Raw genomic sequence first — 15,401 nt, forward strand, 5'->3', positions numbered from 1 at the left:
TACATGAGTTTTTAATGAATTGCTGCCGCCCGGTCGAAAAAAGGGGCCGTGAGGCCCCTTCTTCTGAAACTCGCAGAATTAGCGACGCAGACCCAGACGCTCGATCAGCGCAGAGTAACGTGCAACATCTTTACGTTTCAGGTAGTCGAGCAGTTTACGACGCTGAGAAACCATGCGCAGCAGACCACGACGGCTGTGGTGATCTTTTTTGTGCTCTGCAAAGTGACCCTGCAGGTGGTTGATCTGTGCAGTCAGCAGTGCAACCTGAACTTCAGTAGAACCGCTGTCGTTTTCGCCACGACCGAACTCAGAAACGATTTTTGCTTTAGCTTCAACGCTTAGAGACATTTTCGAACTCCAAAATTAAAAGAAAGAAAGGGTGCCGATCTCTAATTCAGCAACCCCTGATATAACGCTCGCAAATGTTAAAACACGTTGGCGAGTGTTAAGCGGCGATATTCTACTCGCAGCAGCCTTTTATCGCAAGGAAAGCGCTCAGACAGGGTATTCAACCACCAGACGACGAGGCGCCACGCGGCCTTCATCATCCATCTCACCCATACCAAGAAACTTCTCTTCAGCGCCTTCAGTAACGCGAACCAGCCCCTGCAGCGGCGCGCCCGATGTCCGCACCGGGTTACCGTTTTTAAAGTAGACGGCCGAGGTTTCCGGAATATTCACCAGCGGGTAATCCGAAGCCGGACTGTCCATCGGCATCAGCAGCGGGTCCAGCAGCTGGGCTGCGGGAATATCCTGCGCATTTGCTTGTTCGACAAGCGCCTGTAGCTGCTCCAGCGTCACCATCCGTTCGACGGGATATTTACTGACCGCCAGGCGACGCAGGAAAATGACGTGCGCGCCGCACCCGAGTTTCTCGCCTAAATCATCAATAATCGTGCGAATGTAGGTGCCTTTCGAGCAGTGAATCTCCAGCTCGAGCTCCGTCCCCTCATGGCGAATAAACAGCAGCTCGTACACCGTAATCGGCCGGGATTCACGCGGTACTTCAATCCCCTGTCGGGCATATTCGTACAGCTTTTTCCCCTGGTATTTCAGCGCCGAATACATCGACGGTACCTGCTGGGTTTCGCCACGGAAGCCGTCGAGCGCTGCCGCCAGCTGCTCCGGGCTAAAAGTCAGCGGACGCTCTTCCACCACCTGGCCATCGGCATCAGAGGTATCGGTGCGCTGGCCAAGCCTGGCAATCACGCGGTAGCGCTTGTCAGAATCGAGCAGATACTGGGAAAACTTTGTCGCTTCCCCGAGGCAAATCGGCAGCATACCGGTCGCCAGCGGATCCAGCGCCCCGGTGTGCCCTGCCCGATTAGCATTATAAAGCCGCTTAACTTTCTGCAGCACGTCGTTGCTGGATGCGCCCTGCGGTTTATCCAGCAACAGTACGCCATGCACGTCACGGCCGCGACGACGAGGACGACTCATTAGTCCTCCTTACTGTCGTCCGGGTTCACACGACGTTCATCGTCATGTTTTACCACGCTGGTCACCAGGTTCGACATGCGCATCCCTTCGACTAATGAATTGTCGTAGAAGAAAGTCAGTTCCGGCACGATACGCAGGCGCATCGCTTTGCCCAGCAGCGAGCGGATAAAACCAGACGCTTCCTGTAAGGCCTTGATCCCCGCTTTCACGGCGGCTTCGTCTTTGTCGTTCAGGAAGGTCACAAACACTTTGGCATAGGCCAGGTCGCGGGACATTTCAACGCCTGAAACGGTCGTCATCATGCCCAGACGCGGGTCTTTAATTTCGCGCTGCAGGATGATTGCGATCTCTTTTTGCATCTCCTGGGCCACGCGCTGCGGGCGACCAAATTCTTTCGCCATAATAAATTCTCCAGACAAATAAGGGGGCCACGCGGCCCCCTTTAATTTTGTATAACCGGGTGGCGCTGCGCTTCCCCGGCCTACTAAACGATTAATCGATGGTACGTTGAATCTCGATGATTTCGAACACTTCGATCATATCGCCAACGCGAACGTCGTTGTAGTTCTTAACGCCGATACCACACTCCATACCGTTACGAACTTCGTTAACGTCATCTTTGAAGCGGCGCAGGGATTCCAGCTCGCCTTCATAGATAACCACGTTGTCGCGCAGGACGCGGATTGGGTTATGACGCTTGATCGTACCTTCGGTAACCATACAGCCTGCGATGGCGCCGAATTTCGGCGATTTGAACACATCACGGACTTCAGCCAGACCAATGATCTGCTGTTTCAGTTCCGGAGACAGCATGCCGCTCATCGCTGCTTTCACTTCGTCGATCAGATGGTAGATGACGGAGTAGTAGCGCAGATCCAGGCTTTCCGCGTCGATAACTTTACGTGCGGATGCATCAGCACGTACGTTGAAGCCAACCAGAATCGCGTTGGATGCGGCCGCCAGGGTCGCGTCGGTTTCGGTGATACCACCTACGCCGGAACCGATAATCTTCACTTTCACTTCGTCGGTAGACAGTTTCAGCAAGGAGTCGGAGATCGCTTCCACAGAGCCCTGCACGTCCGCTTTGAGGACGATGTTCACTTCGTGAACTTCGCCTTCGGTCATGTTGGCGAACATGTTCTCAAGCTTAGATTTCTGCTGACGAGCCAGTTTAACTTCACGGAATTTACCCTGACGATACAGCGCAACTTCACGTGCTTTTTTCTCGTCACGCACAACGGTCACTTCGTCACCGGCAGCCGGTACACCTGACAGGCCAAGGATTTCCACCGGAATGGACGGACCCGCTTCCAGCACTTCCTGACCCAGTTCGTTACGCATCGCACGAACGCGACCGTATTCGAAACCGCACAGGACGATGTCGCCTTTATGCAGCGTACCTTCGCGTACCAGAACGGTGGCAACCGGACCACGACCTTTATCGAGGAAAGATTCGATAACCGCGCCGCTCGCCATACCGTTGCGAACCGCTTTCAGCTCCAGAACTTCAGCCTGCAGCAGGATAGCATTCAGCAGATCGTCAATACCGGTACCGGCTTTAGCGGATACAGGGATGAACTGCGCTTCGCCACCCCACTCTTCCGGCATAACGCCGTACTGAGAGAGCTCGTTTTTAACGCGATCCAGGTCCGCTTCCGGCTTATCGATTTTGTTCACCGCAACCACCAGAGGTACCTGCGCCGCCTTCGCGTGCTGGATAGCTTCGATAGTCTGCGGCATTACGCCGTCGTCTGCCGCCACAACCAGAACCACGATATCCGTCGCCTGCGCACCACGAGCACGCATAGAGGTAAACGCGGCGTGACCCGGGGTATCCAGGAAGGTGATCATACCGTTGTCGGTTTCGACGTGGTACGCACCGATGTGCTGGGTAATGCCGCCCGCTTCGCCAGAGGCCACTTTCGTTGAACGAATGTAGTCCAGCAGAGAGGTTTTACCGTGGTCAACGTGACCCATGATGGTCACAACCGGTGCGCGCGGTTCAGCCGCAGCGCCGGTGTCACGGTCGCTCATTACCGCTTCTTCCAGCTCGTTTTCACGACGCAGGATAACTTTGTGGCCCATCTCTTCGGCAACCAGCTGTGCGGTTTCCTGGTCGATGACCTGGTTAATCGTCGCCATGGCGCCCAGCTTCATCATCGCTTTGATGACCTGAGAACCTTTGACGGCCATCTTGTTGGCCAAATCGCCAACGGTGATGGTTTCGCCGATGATAACATCACGGTTAACCGCCTGAGCCGGCTTCTGGAAGCCTTGCTGCAGAGCAGAACCTTTACGATGCTTGCCACCTTTACCGCCGCGAACGGCCGCACGGGCTTCTTCACGATCGGCTTTCGATTCAGCGTGTTTGTTGCCTTTCTTAGCCGGACGCGCTGCTTTCGCATTACGTCCACGGCCGCGACCGCCTTCAACTTCACGATCGTTATCGTCTTCAGCCTGACGCGCATGCTGAGAAGTCGTTACGTGATAGTCAGTGGTCTCTTCAGGGGTTTCTGGCGCTTCAGTCCAGTTCTTTTCATTTTCTTGAGCCATACGGCGTGCTTCTTCCGCTACACGGCGCGCTTCTTCTTCAAGTTTGCGGCGTGCTTCTTCTTCCGATTTGCGCTTCAGCTCCGCAGCTTCGTTTTCGCGGCGTTGCTTTTCAGCCTGGGCGGTTTTGGTCATATCGTCGGTTTGTTGATTGCTCACTTTGTCTTTTTCCGCGGCTTCACGTTTCGCTTTATCGGCGAGTTCACGTTTCGCTTGTTCTGCGGCCTCACGTTCAGCTTTTAATTGCGCCTCGCGTTTGGCAGCTTCTTCTGCCTCACGACGGGCTTGCTCTTCCGCTTCACGCTGCGCCTGCTCTTCCGCGGCAAGGCGTTCGGCCTCTTGCGGATCGCGTTTCACAAAGGTGCGTTTCTTGCGGACTTCGATTTGTACCGACTTACTCTTTCCACCGGTACCCGGAATATTTAACGTGCTGCGCGTTTTGCGCTGCAGCGTCAGCTTGTCGGGCGCTGAGCCGTGTTCACGGTTCAGGTGCGTCAACAAGGTTTGCTTCTCTTGCGCGGTCACAGAATCATCAGCCGATTTGCGGATCCCTGCATCAGCAAATTGCTGTATCAGGCGATCCACAGAGGTCTGAATCTCCGAGGCCAGCGCTTTAATGGTCACATCTGTCATGCTGTTCCTTCCTGCTACAGTTTATTACGCTTCGTCGCCGAACCAACAAATATTACGAGCGGCCATGATAAGTTCTCCGGCTTTCTCGTCGGTCAAGCCTTCGATATCAGCCAGATCATCAATGCCCTGCTCGGCGAGATCTTCCAGCGTACAAACACCACGGGCGGCCAGGGTGAATGCCAGAGCGCGATCCAAACCTTCCAGATTCAACAGATCGTCGGCAGGTTTGCTGTCACCCAGGCTCTCTTCTTTGGCCAGCGCCAGCGTGGTCAGCGCGTTTTTCGCCCGCTCACGAAGTGCTTCAACGGTCGCTTCATCCAGACCGTCAATTTCCAGCAGTTCTTTCATTGGCACATAGGCCAGCTCTTCCAGAGTGGCGAAACCTTCTTCAACCAGCAGCGTGGCGAAATCTTCATCAATATCAAGATATTTAGTGAAGGTATCAATCGCTGCATGGGCTTCAGCCTGATGCTTAGCCTGGAGGTCATCAACGGTCATGACGTTGAGTTCCCAGCCGCTCAGCTGAGACGCCAGACGGACGTTCTGACCGTTACGGCCAATGGCCTGCGCCAGGTTGCCCGCTTCTACTGCGATATCCATGGTGTGCTTGTCTTCATCTACCACGATAGATGCGACATCAGCCGGAGCCATGGCGTTAATCACGAACTGCGCCGGGTTATCGTCCCACAGCACGATATCGATACGCTCGCCGCCCAGTTCAGTCGAGACTGCCTGAACGCGCGCGCCGCGCATACCGACGCAGGCGCCAACCGGATCGATGCGCTTGTCGTTGGTTTTAACCGCGATTTTGGCACGAGAGCCAGGATCGCGAGCCGCCGCTTTAATTTCGAGAACTTCTTCGCCAATTTCCGGAACTTCAATGCGGAACAGTTCAACCAGCATTTCCGGCTTGGAGCGAGTCACGAACAGCTGCGCGCCGCGCGCTTCCGGACGAACTGCGTACAGTACGCCGCGGATACGGTCACCCGGACGGAAGTTCTCACGCGGCAGCATGTCTTCGCGCAGGATCACGGCTTCAGCGTTGTTGCCCAGATCCAGCGTGATATTGTCGCGGTTCACTTTCTTCACTACGCCCGTGATGATTTCACCTTCGTGCTCACGGAATTGATCGACGACCATTGCGCGTTCGGCTTCACGTACTTTTTGTACGATAACCTGCTTCGCGGTCTGCGTAGTGATACGGTCAAAGGTGACAGACTCAATCTGGTCTTCGACGTAATCGCCAGGATTCATGCTTTCATCTTCGAAACGCGCAGCTTCCAGCGTGATTTCGCGAGTCGGCTGGGTCACTTCTTCAACAACCAGCCAGCGACGGAATGTGTCGAAATCACCGCTTTTACGATCGATTTCTACGCGAACGTCGATCTCTTGCTCATATTTTTTCTTGGTAGCCGTTGCTAGCGCACTTTCCAACGCTTCGAAAATTTTCTCACGCGGCAGCGCCTTTTCGTTGGAAACGGCTTCAACAACAGCCAAAATTTCTTTGTTCATCGGGGCCTTTCACCTCAATCCAGACTGTTAAAAGTGGGGAACCAGGTTCGCCTTCTGGATGTTACTCAGCGCGAACACTTCATCTTTGCCTTCGACGGTTACCGTGATCATCTCACCGTCTACCGCTTTGATAAGGCCCTGCCATTTGCGTCGGTTCTGTACCGCCATGCGCAAAACCAGCGAAACTTCTTCGCCGATGAAACGCTCATAGTGCTCGGCGGTAAACATAGGACGATCGAGACCTGGAGAAGAAACTTCCAGGTTATAAGCGACTGTAATCGGGTCTTCTACGTCCATAACAGCACTGACCTGGTGGCTCACATCAGCACAATCATCAACATTGATGCCATCTTCACTATCAATATAGATGCGCAGTGTGGACGTGCGACCGCGAATAAATTCGATGCCGACCAGCTCAAAGCCAAGCGCTTCAACTGGCGCTGTGAGCATCTCTGTTAATTTTTGCTCTAATGTGGACAAACCCACCCCCAAGACATAAAAAAAGGGCGTATAGCCCAGTTATTCTGAAGTCAGATAACAAAAAACCCCGATAAATCGGGGCTTTAGATAACTGAACCCTGAGATCGCAACTGCGATCTGGAACACTTTCCAGAAGAATTCTTTCAAATTCGTCTACGAAGGACCCGGTCCTCACAGTATATTTGAAAAAGTACTTAATGGGAAAGTGGTTGCGGGGGCCGGATTTGAACCGACGACCTTCGGGTTATGAGCCCGACGAGCTACCAGGCTGCTCCACCCCGCGCCTGAAACGTGGCATATTTTACTCGTTTTGAGTAAAAGACGCAAATACTGCTGGGATTTGGTACCGAGAGACGGGACATAAAATCGTAGTGAATTGTATTGATACTTCATATATTTTGTCAACATGAATTTCACATTGCCAGGTTTCGGTTCATGCTGGTATTTCTGGGTTTTTTGGCAAAAAGCGGCTCAGCCTCTTCCTGTCGCCAGCAAAAGATGATTAAATGAAAACTCACAATTAATGCATAAACATGCAATAAAGATTGTTGAGTCAAACTCACCACAGTCTATCTAGCAGGGTTTTATTTTATGACGACGATTCTCAAGCATCTCCCGGTTGGCCAACGTATTGGTATTGCTTTTTCTGGTGGGCTGGATACCAGCGCCGCGCTGCTGTGGATGCGTAAAAAGGGAGCAGTCCCTTATGCATATACCGCCAATCTGGGACAGCCAGACGAAGACGATTACGAGGCCATTCCTCGTCGTGCCAAAGAGTATGGTGCTGAAGGGGCTCGTCTGATCGACTGCCGTAAGCAGCTGGTTGCGGAAGGCATTGCCGCGATCCAGTGCGGCGCATTTCATAACACCACCGGCGGGTTGACCTACTTTAATACTACGCCGCTGGGCCGCGCAGTGACCGGTACCATGCTGGTCGCCGCAATGAAGGAAGACGGTGTTAACATCTGGGGCGACGGGAGTACCTATAAAGGCAACGATATCGAACGTTTCTATCGTTACGGCCTGCTGACCAACGCTGAGCTGAAAATTTACAAACCGTGGCTGGATAGCGACTTTATCGACGAGTTAGGCGGCCGCCAGGAGATGTCAGAGTTTATGATCTCCTGCGGGTTTGACTATAAAATGTCAGTTGAAAAAGCCTACTCAACCGACTCCAATATGCTGGGCGCGACGCACGAAGCTAAAGATCTTGAATTCCTGAACTCCAGCGTCAAGATTGTGAACCCGATTATGGGCGTCAAGTTCTGGGATGAAAGCGTCAAAATCCCTGCGGAAGAAGTCACCGTTCGCTTTGAACAGGGCCATCCGGTTGCGCTGAACGGACAGACCTTTAGCGATGACGTTGAACTGATGCTGGAGGCTAACCGCATCGGCGGACGCCATGGTCTGGGTATGAGCGATCAGATCGAAAATCGTATCATCGAAGCGAAGAGCCGCGGCATCTATGAAGCCCCGGGAATGGCGCTGCTGCATATTGCCTATGAGCGTCTGCTGACCGGTATTCATAACGAAGATACCATTGAGCAATACCACGCGCACGGTCGTCAGCTGGGTCGACTGCTGTATCAAGGGCGTTGGTTCGATTCCCAGGCGCTGATGCTGCGCGACGGCCTGCAGCGCTGGGTAGCAAGCCAAATTACCGGCGAAGTGACGCTTGAACTGCGTCGCGGCAACGACTACTCCATCCTGAATACCGTCTCTGATAATCTGACCTATAAAGCAGAGCGTCTGACGATGGAAAAAGGTGACTCGATGTTCTCCGCTGAGGATCGTATCGGCCAGCTGACGATGCGCAACCTGGATATCACCGATACTCGCGATAAGCTGTTTGGCTACGCGCAGTCTGGACTGCTGACCGCGTCTTCCGCAACTGGCCTGCCGCAGGTGGAAAACCTCGAAAATAAAGCGAAGTAACGCTCCAGAGAAATTCGCAAAGGCCGCTAACGCGGCCTTTTTTATGCAGAAAAATCCCGAACCCAACCGGAGTGACATATCTGCCGCTAATGCTGCTGCTCAACTTTTTGGGGACGAAAAAAAAGACGCTTTTCAGCGTCTTTCTTCAGGAAATTGGTACCGAGGATGGGACTCGAACCCACAAGCCCGTTAGGGCACTACCACCTCAAGGTAGCGTGTCTACCAATTCCACCACCTCGGTACGGATACTGCTTATCAGTGCGGGATGTCACTGCTCGGCTGCGCCGGCGCGGTCGGCTGAGTTTGCTCAGTTTTCGGCGCGCTCAGGTTATCCCACTCACTTCCTTTATTGGTCTTGTTGCTGTTGATATTGCCCAGCGCCAGACTGATGATGAAGAACAGCGCAGCCAGGATACCAGTCATACGGGTCATGAAGTTACCAGAACCGCTGGATCCAAACAGAGTGCCGGAAGCGCCTGCTCCGAAGGAGGCTCCCATATCAGCGCCTTTACCTTGCTGCAGCATAATCAGACCCACAAGGCCAATTGCCACAATAAGGAAAACAACTAAAAGAGCTTCGTACATAATCAACCTGTTCCTTGCGGATTTGCCGCATACCAAGTGCTTCGACCAATAAAGCGGGACGTTTTAACGTTTCCCACTGAAGCGGGTGTGAATACTAACCAAAGCGAATGACCTTCGCAAGGGCAATTTCAGCGCATTGTATCAAGTGCGGAAAAAAACAGCAAAAAGCGATTTTTTGTCGATTAAAAAGGCGGCAAGCGTCGCCTTTTTAATCACTTAGCAAGAGAGATTAAACGCTTTTTACGGCATCGGCGATACGGTGGGCAAATTCGTGCACCTGCTCTTCGTGCTCACCTTCCACCATAACGCGAATCAGCGGCTCTGTGCCTGATTTACGCAGCAGTACGCGCCCCCGATTACCCAGCGCCGCTTCTACTTCCGCGGTTACTGCTTTTACATGCTCATGTTCCAGCGGGTTGCCGCTACCTTCAGTAAAGCGAACGTTAACCAGAAGCTGCGGGAACATTTTCATTCCGCTGCACAGGTCGTGCAGGCTCATATGGTTACGCACCATCGCCGCCACCACCTGCAGGCTGGCGACAATTCCATCCCCCGTCGTGGTTTTATCCAGTAAGATCACATGACCGGAGTTTTCTGCGCCAATGCGCCAGCCTTTCTCCTGCAGCTTCTCCAGCACATAGCGGTCGCCCACCTTCGCGCGAACGAAAGGAATGCCCAGCTGTTTAAGCGCCAGTTCAAGGCCCATGTTGCTCATGAGCGTCCCGACGGCGCCGCCCCGCAGCTGCCCCTGGCGTAGCCCCTCACGGGCAATGATATAGAGGATCTGGTCACCGTCGACTTTGTTGCCTTCGTGGTCCACCATGATGACCCGATCGCCATCGCCATCGTAGGCAATACCCAGGTCGGCTTTCTCCGCCAGCACGCGCGCCTGCAGAGCACGAACGTCCGTCGCCCCGACCTCTTCATTGATGTTGAGGCCATCAGGCTCACAGCCCATCGCTATAACCTGAGCGCCCAGCTCGCGGAAAACATTCGGCGCAATATGATAAGTCGCCCCGTGAGCGCAATCGACTACCACCTTCAAAGCATTGAGGCTCAGTTCGTTCGGAAAGGTGCCTTTGCAAAACTCGATATAGCGACCGGCGGCGTCGACGATACGACTGGCTTTACCCAGCTCGGCGGAATCCACGCAGGTCAGCTCTTTTTCCATTTCGGCTTCAATGGCTTCTTCTACCTCATCCGGAAGCTTGGTACCTTCGATAGAGAAGAATTTGATGCCGTTGTCATAAAACGGATTATGTGAAGCGGAAATCACAATCCCGGCTTCCGCGCGGAAGGTGCGCGTCAGATAGGCAATTGCCGGCGTTGGCATCGGGCCGGTAAAAGAAGCGGATAATCCCGCGGCGGCCAGGCCAGCCTCCAGCGCGGACTCCAGCATATACCCTGAAATACGGGTATCTTTACCAATAATAATCTTCCGTGAACCGTGGCGTGCCAGCACCTTACCCGCCGCCCAGCCCAGCTTTAATACAAATTCTGGCGTTATTGGCGCATCGCCTACGCGGCCACGAATACCATCCGTACCAAAATATTTGCGGTTACTCATAACGTTTATTTTCCTTAGCGGCCAGGGTAGCTTCCACCACGCGCAGCGCTTCTACCGTTTCTTTGACATCATGGACGCGAATAATCTGCGCGCCCTGCATTGCAGCAATGACTGCGCAAGCCAGGCTGCCATTCAGGCGTTCCGTCGGCCCGACATTCAGCAACTGACCTACCATCGACTTACGTGACATGCCTACCAGCAGCGGAAGACCAAAATGATGGAACTCTCCAAGTCGGGCAAGCAGTTCATAATTATGAGAAAGATTTTTACCGAAACCAAATCCCGGGTCGAGCAACAATTTATCTTTTGCGATACCGGCCCGTTCGCAACGCACAATATGTTCGATAAAAAAGCGCTCAACGTCAGCAAACACGTCCGCGTACTTCGGGGCATCCTGCATTGTCTTCGGCTGACCCTGCATATGCATCAGGCACACCGGTAAGCCCGTTTCAGCCGCCGCCTCCAGCGCTCCCGGTTCGGTCAGCGAGCGGATATCATTGATGATATGCGCGCCAACACGCGCTGACTCGCGGATCACCTCCGGCTTTGAGGTATCAACGGAAATCCAGACTTCAAAGCGCTGGGCAATCGCTTCTACCGTCGGAATGACTCGCGCCAGCTCTTCCTCGACGCTGACATCTGCCGCCCCCGGACGCGTCGATTCCCCACCGATATCAATGATAGTCGCCCCGGCATTGATCATCAGATTGGCATGCTTCACGGCTTCGACCAGCGTGTTGTGGGTCCCGCCATCAGAGAACGAATCCGGGGTAACGTTAAGAATACCCATCACATGTGGGTGAGAGAGATCGAGGGTTGAGCCCTGGGCTACAAGTTTCATCGCTAAATCCCTGAGTCAGAGAAAGATTGAAAAAGAAAAACCCCGGAGCAAACGCTCAGGGGTTTTAGAAAAGTACAACAGCATCAATAACGGCTAACTTATTTGTCGCCCAGCTGTTCTGACATCGTATTACCCGGGTTTGGCGTACGCGGTTCATCGACCGGACGCGGCGCACGAGGCGTGCCATTGTTGTCAGAATTGTTGGACGAGCCCGGTTCTTCCCAGCCAGCTGGCGGGCGAACATCGCGGCGAGCCATCAGGTCATCAATCTGCGGGGCGTCGATGGTCTCATATTTCATGAGCGCGTCTTTCATCGCGTGCAGGATGTCCATATTATCGTTCAGAAGCTGGCGTGCACGATTGTAGTTACGCTCAATCAGTGACTTCACTTCCTGGTCGATGATACGCGCCGTTTCATCGGACATATGCTTCGCTTTCGCAACGCTGCGGCCAAGGAATACTTCACCTTCTTCTTCGGCATACAGCAGCGGGCCGAGTTTGTCAGAGAAGCCCCACTGGGTCACCATGTTACGCGCCAGGTTGGTCGCGACTTTAATGTCGTTCGACGCACCGGTAGAAACATGTTCTACGCCGTAGATAATCTCTTCCGCCAGACGACCGCCGTAAAGGGTAGAAATCTGGCTTTCCAGCTTCTGACGGCTGGCGCTAATCGCGTCGCCTTCAGGCAGGAAGAAGGTGACACCCAGCGCGCGACCGCGCGGAATAATCGTCACTTTGTGCACCGGGTCGTGTTCCGGCACCAGGCGACCAATAATTGCGTGACCGGCTTCGTGATACGCGGTGGACTCTTTCTGCGCTTCCGTCATCACCATGGAGCGACGTTCCGCACCCATCATGATTTTGTCTTTCGCTTTCTCGAATTCAACCATCGATACAACGCGCTTGTTGCCACGAGCGGCAAACAGCGCAGCTTCGTTCACCAGGTTTGCCAGGTCAGCACCGGAGAAGCCAGGCGTACCGCGGGCGATAATTGCCGCGTCGATATCCGGCGCCAGCGGTACGCGACGCATATGCACTTTCAGAATCTGTTCGCGACCGCGGACATCCGGCAGACCGACCACAACCTGACGGTCAAAGCGGCCTGGACGCAGCAGCGCAGGGTCAAGAACGTCCGGACGGTTGGTTGCTGCGATAACGATGATACCTTCGTTACCCTCGAAGCCGTCCATCTCTACCAGCATCTGGTTCAGCGTCTGCTCACGTTCATCGTGACCACCGCCCAGGCCAGCGCCACGCTGACGGCCCACGGCGTCGATTTCATCGATAAAGATGATGCACGGAGCCGCTTTCTTGGCTTGTTCAAACATGTCGCGCACGCGGGATGCACCCACACCGACGAACATTTCAACGAAGTCAGAACCGGAAATCGTAAAGAACGGTACCTTTGCTTCACCCGCGATGGCTTTTGCCAGCAAGGTTTTACCGGTACCCGGAGGGCCGACCATCAGGACGCCTTTCGGGATTTTACCGCCCAGCTTCTGGAAACGGCTCGGCTCGCGCAGGTATTCAACCAGTTCACCGACTTCTTCTTTCGCTTCGTCACAACCGGCGACGTCGGCAAAAGTGGTTTTGATCTGGTCTTCCGTTAGCATACGCGCCTTGCTCTTACCGAACGACATGGCGCCTTTGCCACCGCCGCCCTGCATCTGGCGCATAAAGAAGATCCAGACGCCGATAAGAAGCAGCATCGGGAACCAGGAGATGAAGATAGAAGCCAGCAGGCTCGGCTCTTCTGGCGGCTCACCTACCACCTTGACGTTTTTAGTCAGAAGGTTATCAAGCAGCTTAGGATCGTTCACCGGGATGTAGGTCGTGTAACGGTTACTATCTTTCTTGGTAACGTTTATCTCACGTCCGTTGATACGCGCTTCGCGAACCTGGTCCTGATTGACCTCCTGCAGGAAGGTAGAATAATCCACCTTGCGGCCATTCGACTCGCTGGGCCCAAAGCTCTGGAATACTGACATCAGCACAACGGCAATGACCAGCCAGAGTATTAGGTTTTTCGCCATGTCACTCAAGGGATTAACCTCATATTACAACTGTGTTAAAAACAGCGTCAGGATACTCTATATCCAGCGTCTTTCAAACTTTCGTTTGAAATCTGCCGGTTATGGTTTACGCCCGGTCGCTACAATATACACTTCACGCGAACGGGCGCGAGAAGAGTCCGGCTTACGAACTTTGACCTTCGTAAACAGGGAGCGAATCTCTCTTAGATACTCATCGAAGCCTTCGCCCTGGAACACCTTCACTACAAAACTACCACCTGGCGCTAATACATCACGAGCCATTCCAAGCGCCAGTTCCACCAGATACATGGCCCGGGGAATATCCACCGCCGGTGTTCCACACATATTTGGCGCCATATCGGACATGACAACTTGTACTTTACTGTCACCTACACGCTCAAGTAACGCTTTCAGGACTAATTCATCACGAAAGTCGCCCTGAAGGAAGTCCACACCAACGATTGGATCCATAGGTAAAAGATCGCAAGCAATGATGCGGCCGCTGTTACCGATCTGCGTAACCGCGTATTGCGACCAGCCACCGGGTGCAGCGCCGAGGTCAACTATCGTCATCCCCGGTTTAAAAATCTTGTCACTTTGCTGTATTTCATCAAGTTTAAACCAGGCACGGGAACGTAACCCCTTTTTCTGTGCCTGCTGAACATATTTATCGCTAAAGTGTTCCTGAAGCCAACGACTTGAGCTGGCAGAACGCTTTTTACCTGTCATTTAACATTCCCATTTCGGGTTCATCGTACTTCGCGACGTAAAAATCGACGCGGTAGTTTGGCGATATATGGGAGATGGCGGTAGAATGAACCGTTTTCAATCCCAACGTAAGCAAAAAAATACGATGAATCTGAGTACTAAACAAAAACAGCACCTGAAAGGTCTGGCACATCCGCTCAAGCCGGTAGTTATGCTTGGCAACAATGGTTTGACCGAAGGGGTACTGGCCGAGATTGAACAAGCGTTAGAGCACCATGAACTTATCAAGGTGAAGATCGCCTCGGAAGATCGCGAAACTAAAACCTTGATCGTGGAAGCTATCGTGCGCGAAACCGGCGCCTGTAATGTACAGGTCATCGGTAAAACGCTGGTTCTGTACCGCCCGACTAAAGAGCGTAAAATCTCGCTGCCACGCTAAGAATATCCTGGTTATCGACACAACTTTGTGTAAATCGAGGGTTTTCTGCGGGTAGACGAGCAAAATGCCATGCTCCGGACGCTGATAAAAGGCCGCTACGCGGCCTTTTTCCTTTCTTTACAATCCATCAACATCGTAGCGTTAAATTCGAATTAAAGGTACTCAACCTTAAGAATTTCGAATTCGACTTCCCCGCCCGGTGTACGGATAACCACCACATCGTCCTGCTCTTTACCGATTAAACCACGTGCAATCGGTGAGTTTACAGAAATCAGATTTTGCTTAAAATCGGCCTCGTCATCGCCAACGATACGATAAGTTTGCTCTTCATCCGTATCGAGATTCAGAACGCTGACCGTCGAACCAAAAATCACCCGGCCATTGTTGGGCATTTTGGTGATATCGATGACCTGCGCGTTCGACAGCTTCGCTTCGATATCCTTAATGCGACCTTCACAGAAGCCCTGCTGTTCACGGGCAGCATGATACTCAGCATTTTCTTTCAGATCGCCGTGCTCGCGGGCCTCAGCGATGGCCGCGATGATTTCAGGACGACGTACGGACTTCAGAAAATCCAGTTCTTCGCGCAGTTTTTCAGCGCCACGTAAGGTCATCGGAATAGCTTGCATTTGTTATACCTCTTTTTCATTCCTTCATGGAGCAGACAACGCCGCTCCG

14 protein-coding genes and 2 tRNA genes are annotated in these 15,401 nt (G+C 53.2%); 2 read left to right on the plus strand and 14 right to left on the minus strand.

The genetic code is table 11. The features are described from left to right. Positions 1–78 precede the first annotated feature (78 nt). The 7 genes from rpsO to ABLU67_RS26700 form a co-directional block, all read right to left on the minus strand. Entirely contained in the window at positions 79–348 is a 270-nt protein-coding gene (rpsO, locus tag ABLU67_RS26670; protein ID WP_002918244.1) for a 30S ribosomal protein S15, read from the minus strand. A gap of 147 nt (positions 349–495) precedes the next feature. Continuing rightward, complete coding sequence (truB, locus tag ABLU67_RS26675) at positions 496–1,440, minus strand: tRNA pseudouridine(55) synthase TruB (protein WP_046878318.1); 945 nt, start codon at positions 1,438–1,440, stop codon at positions 496–498. Further along, complete coding sequence (gene rbfA / locus ABLU67_RS26680; RefSeq protein WP_004106092.1) at positions 1,440–1,841, minus strand: 30S ribosome-binding factor RbfA; 402 nt, start codon at positions 1,839–1,841, stop codon at positions 1,440–1,442. The genes truB and rbfA overlap by 1 nt, the downstream gene beginning before the upstream one ends. Before the next feature lie 91 nt (positions 1,842–1,932). Continuing rightward, complete coding sequence (gene infB / locus ABLU67_RS26685; RefSeq protein ID WP_025108147.1) at positions 1,933–4,623, minus strand: translation initiation factor IF-2; 2,691 nt, start codon at positions 4,621–4,623, stop codon at positions 1,933–1,935. Between the two features lie 24 nt (positions 4,624–4,647). Further along, complete coding sequence (gene nusA, locus ABLU67_RS26690; protein WP_004854539.1) at positions 4,648–6,135, minus strand: transcription termination factor NusA; 1,488 nt, start codon at positions 6,133–6,135, stop codon at positions 4,648–4,650. Between the two features lie 27 nt (positions 6,136–6,162). Next, a complete protein-coding gene (rimP, locus tag ABLU67_RS26695; RefSeq protein ID WP_004125659.1) occupies positions 6,163–6,615 on the minus strand; it encodes a ribosome maturation factor RimP in 453 nt (150 codons plus the stop codon). 206 nt (positions 6,616–6,821) lie between these two features. Continuing rightward, positions 6,822–6,898: transfer RNA gene (locus tag ABLU67_RS26700), tRNA-Met, on the minus strand. 308 nt (positions 6,899–7,206) lie between these two features. On the opposite strand from ABLU67_RS26700, the gene argG reads away from it, so the two are divergent. After that, positions 7,207–8,550: an argininosuccinate synthase gene (gene argG / locus ABLU67_RS26705; RefSeq protein WP_004106101.1), complete on the plus strand. Its 1,344-nt coding sequence runs from the start codon at positions 7,207–7,209 to the stop codon at positions 8,548–8,550. A gap of 154 nt (positions 8,551–8,704) precedes the next feature. On the opposite strand, the gene ABLU67_RS26710 is transcribed toward argG, so the two are convergent. The 6 genes from ABLU67_RS26710 to rlmE all read right to left on the minus strand — a co-directional run bounded on the left by ABLU67_RS26710 (position 8,705) and on the right by rlmE (position 14,305). Further along, positions 8,705–8,791: transfer RNA gene (locus ABLU67_RS26710), tRNA-Leu, on the minus strand. Positions 8,792–8,805: 14 nt separating this feature from the next. Beyond that, the gene (gene secG, locus ABLU67_RS26715; protein WP_004106103.1) at positions 8,806–9,135 is read right to left on the minus strand and encodes a preprotein translocase subunit SecG; all 330 of its coding nucleotides are present in this window, start codon (positions 9,133–9,135) and stop codon (positions 8,806–8,808) included. Between the two features lie 229 nt (positions 9,136–9,364). Further along, complete coding sequence (glmM, locus tag ABLU67_RS26720; RefSeq protein ID WP_014226977.1) at positions 9,365–10,702, minus strand: phosphoglucosamine mutase; 1,338 nt, start codon at positions 10,700–10,702, stop codon at positions 9,365–9,367. Continuing rightward, positions 10,695–11,543: a dihydropteroate synthase gene (folP, locus tag ABLU67_RS26725; RefSeq protein ID WP_014226978.1), complete on the minus strand. Its 849-nt coding sequence runs from the start codon at positions 11,541–11,543 to the stop codon at positions 10,695–10,697. The genes glmM and folP overlap by 8 nt, the downstream gene beginning before the upstream one ends. Positions 11,544–11,641: 98 nt before the next feature. Continuing rightward, positions 11,642–13,576, minus strand: a complete 1,935-nt coding sequence (gene ftsH, locus ABLU67_RS26730; protein ID WP_004854549.1) for an ATP-dependent zinc metalloprotease FtsH — start codon at positions 13,574–13,576, stop codon at positions 11,642–11,644. Between the two features lie 99 nt (positions 13,577–13,675). Beyond that, entirely contained in the window at positions 13,676–14,305 is a 630-nt protein-coding gene (rlmE, locus tag ABLU67_RS26735) for a 23S rRNA (uridine(2552)-2'-O)-methyltransferase RlmE (RefSeq protein WP_004106110.1), read from the minus strand. Positions 14,306–14,429: 124 nt separating this feature from the next. Here rlmE and yhbY point away from each other — a divergent pair, with 124 nt between their 5' ends. Next, positions 14,430–14,723, plus strand: coding sequence for a ribosome assembly RNA-binding protein YhbY (gene yhbY / locus ABLU67_RS26740; protein WP_004139797.1), 294 nt, complete (start codon positions 14,430–14,432; stop codon positions 14,721–14,723). Positions 14,724–14,875: 152 nt separating this feature from the next. Here yhbY and greA read toward each other — a convergent pair whose 3' ends face one another. Continuing rightward, positions 14,876–15,352: a transcription elongation factor GreA gene (gene greA / locus ABLU67_RS26745; protein ID WP_004854554.1), complete on the minus strand. Its 477-nt coding sequence runs from the start codon at positions 15,350–15,352 to the stop codon at positions 14,876–14,878. Positions 15,353–15,401 lie beyond the last annotated feature (49 nt).

Source organism: Klebsiella sp. GN_Kp190 (assembly GCF_040061795.1).
In the GTDB taxonomy this organism is placed as follows: Bacteria; Pseudomonadota; Gammaproteobacteria; order Enterobacterales; family Enterobacteriaceae; genus Klebsiella; species Klebsiella michiganensis.

What these genes read in the sequence shown, in the direction of transcription:
- rpsO (WP_002918244.1), bottom strand. Translation starts at nt 348, where the DNA reads ATGTCTCTAAGCGTTGAAGCTAAAGCAAAAATCGTTTCTGAGTTCGGT.
- truB (WP_046878318.1), bottom strand. Translation starts at nt 1,440, where the DNA reads ATGAGTCGTCCTCGTCGTCGCGGCCGTGACGTGCATGGCGTACTGTTG.
- rbfA (WP_004106092.1), bottom strand. Translation starts at nt 1,841, where the DNA reads ATGGCGAAAGAATTTGGTCGCCCGCAGCGCGTGGCCCAGGAGATGCAA.
- infB (WP_025108147.1), bottom strand. Translation starts at nt 4,623, where the DNA reads ATGACAGATGTGACCATTAAAGCGCTGGCCTCGGAGATTCAGACCTCT.
- nusA (WP_004854539.1), bottom strand. Translation starts at nt 6,135, where the DNA reads ATGAACAAAGAAATTTTGGCTGTTGTTGAAGCCGTTTCCAACGAAAAG.
- argG (WP_004106101.1), top strand. Translation starts at nt 7,207, where the DNA reads ATGACGACGATTCTCAAGCATCTCCCGGTTGGCCAACGTATTGGTATT.
- secG (WP_004106103.1), bottom strand. Translation starts at nt 9,135, where the DNA reads ATGTACGAAGCTCTTTTAGTTGTTTTCCTTATTGTGGCAATTGGCCTT.
- glmM (WP_014226977.1), bottom strand. Translation starts at nt 10,702, where the DNA reads ATGAGTAACCGCAAATATTTTGGTACGGATGGTATTCGTGGCCGCGTA.
- folP (WP_014226978.1), bottom strand. Translation starts at nt 11,543, where the DNA reads ATGAAACTTGTAGCCCAGGGCTCAACCCTCGATCTCTCTCACCCACAT.
- ftsH (WP_004854549.1), bottom strand. Translation starts at nt 13,576, where the DNA reads ATGGCGAAAAACCTAATACTCTGGCTGGTCATTGCCGTTGTGCTGATG.
- rlmE (WP_004106110.1), bottom strand. Translation starts at nt 14,305, where the DNA reads ATGACAGGTAAAAAGCGTTCTGCCAGCTCAAGTCGTTGGCTTCAGGAA.
- yhbY (WP_004139797.1), top strand. Translation starts at nt 14,430, where the DNA reads ATGAATCTGAGTACTAAACAAAAACAGCACCTGAAAGGTCTGGCACAT.
- greA (WP_004854554.1), bottom strand. Translation starts at nt 15,352, where the DNA reads ATGCAAGCTATTCCGATGACCTTACGTGGCGCTGAAAAACTGCGCGAA.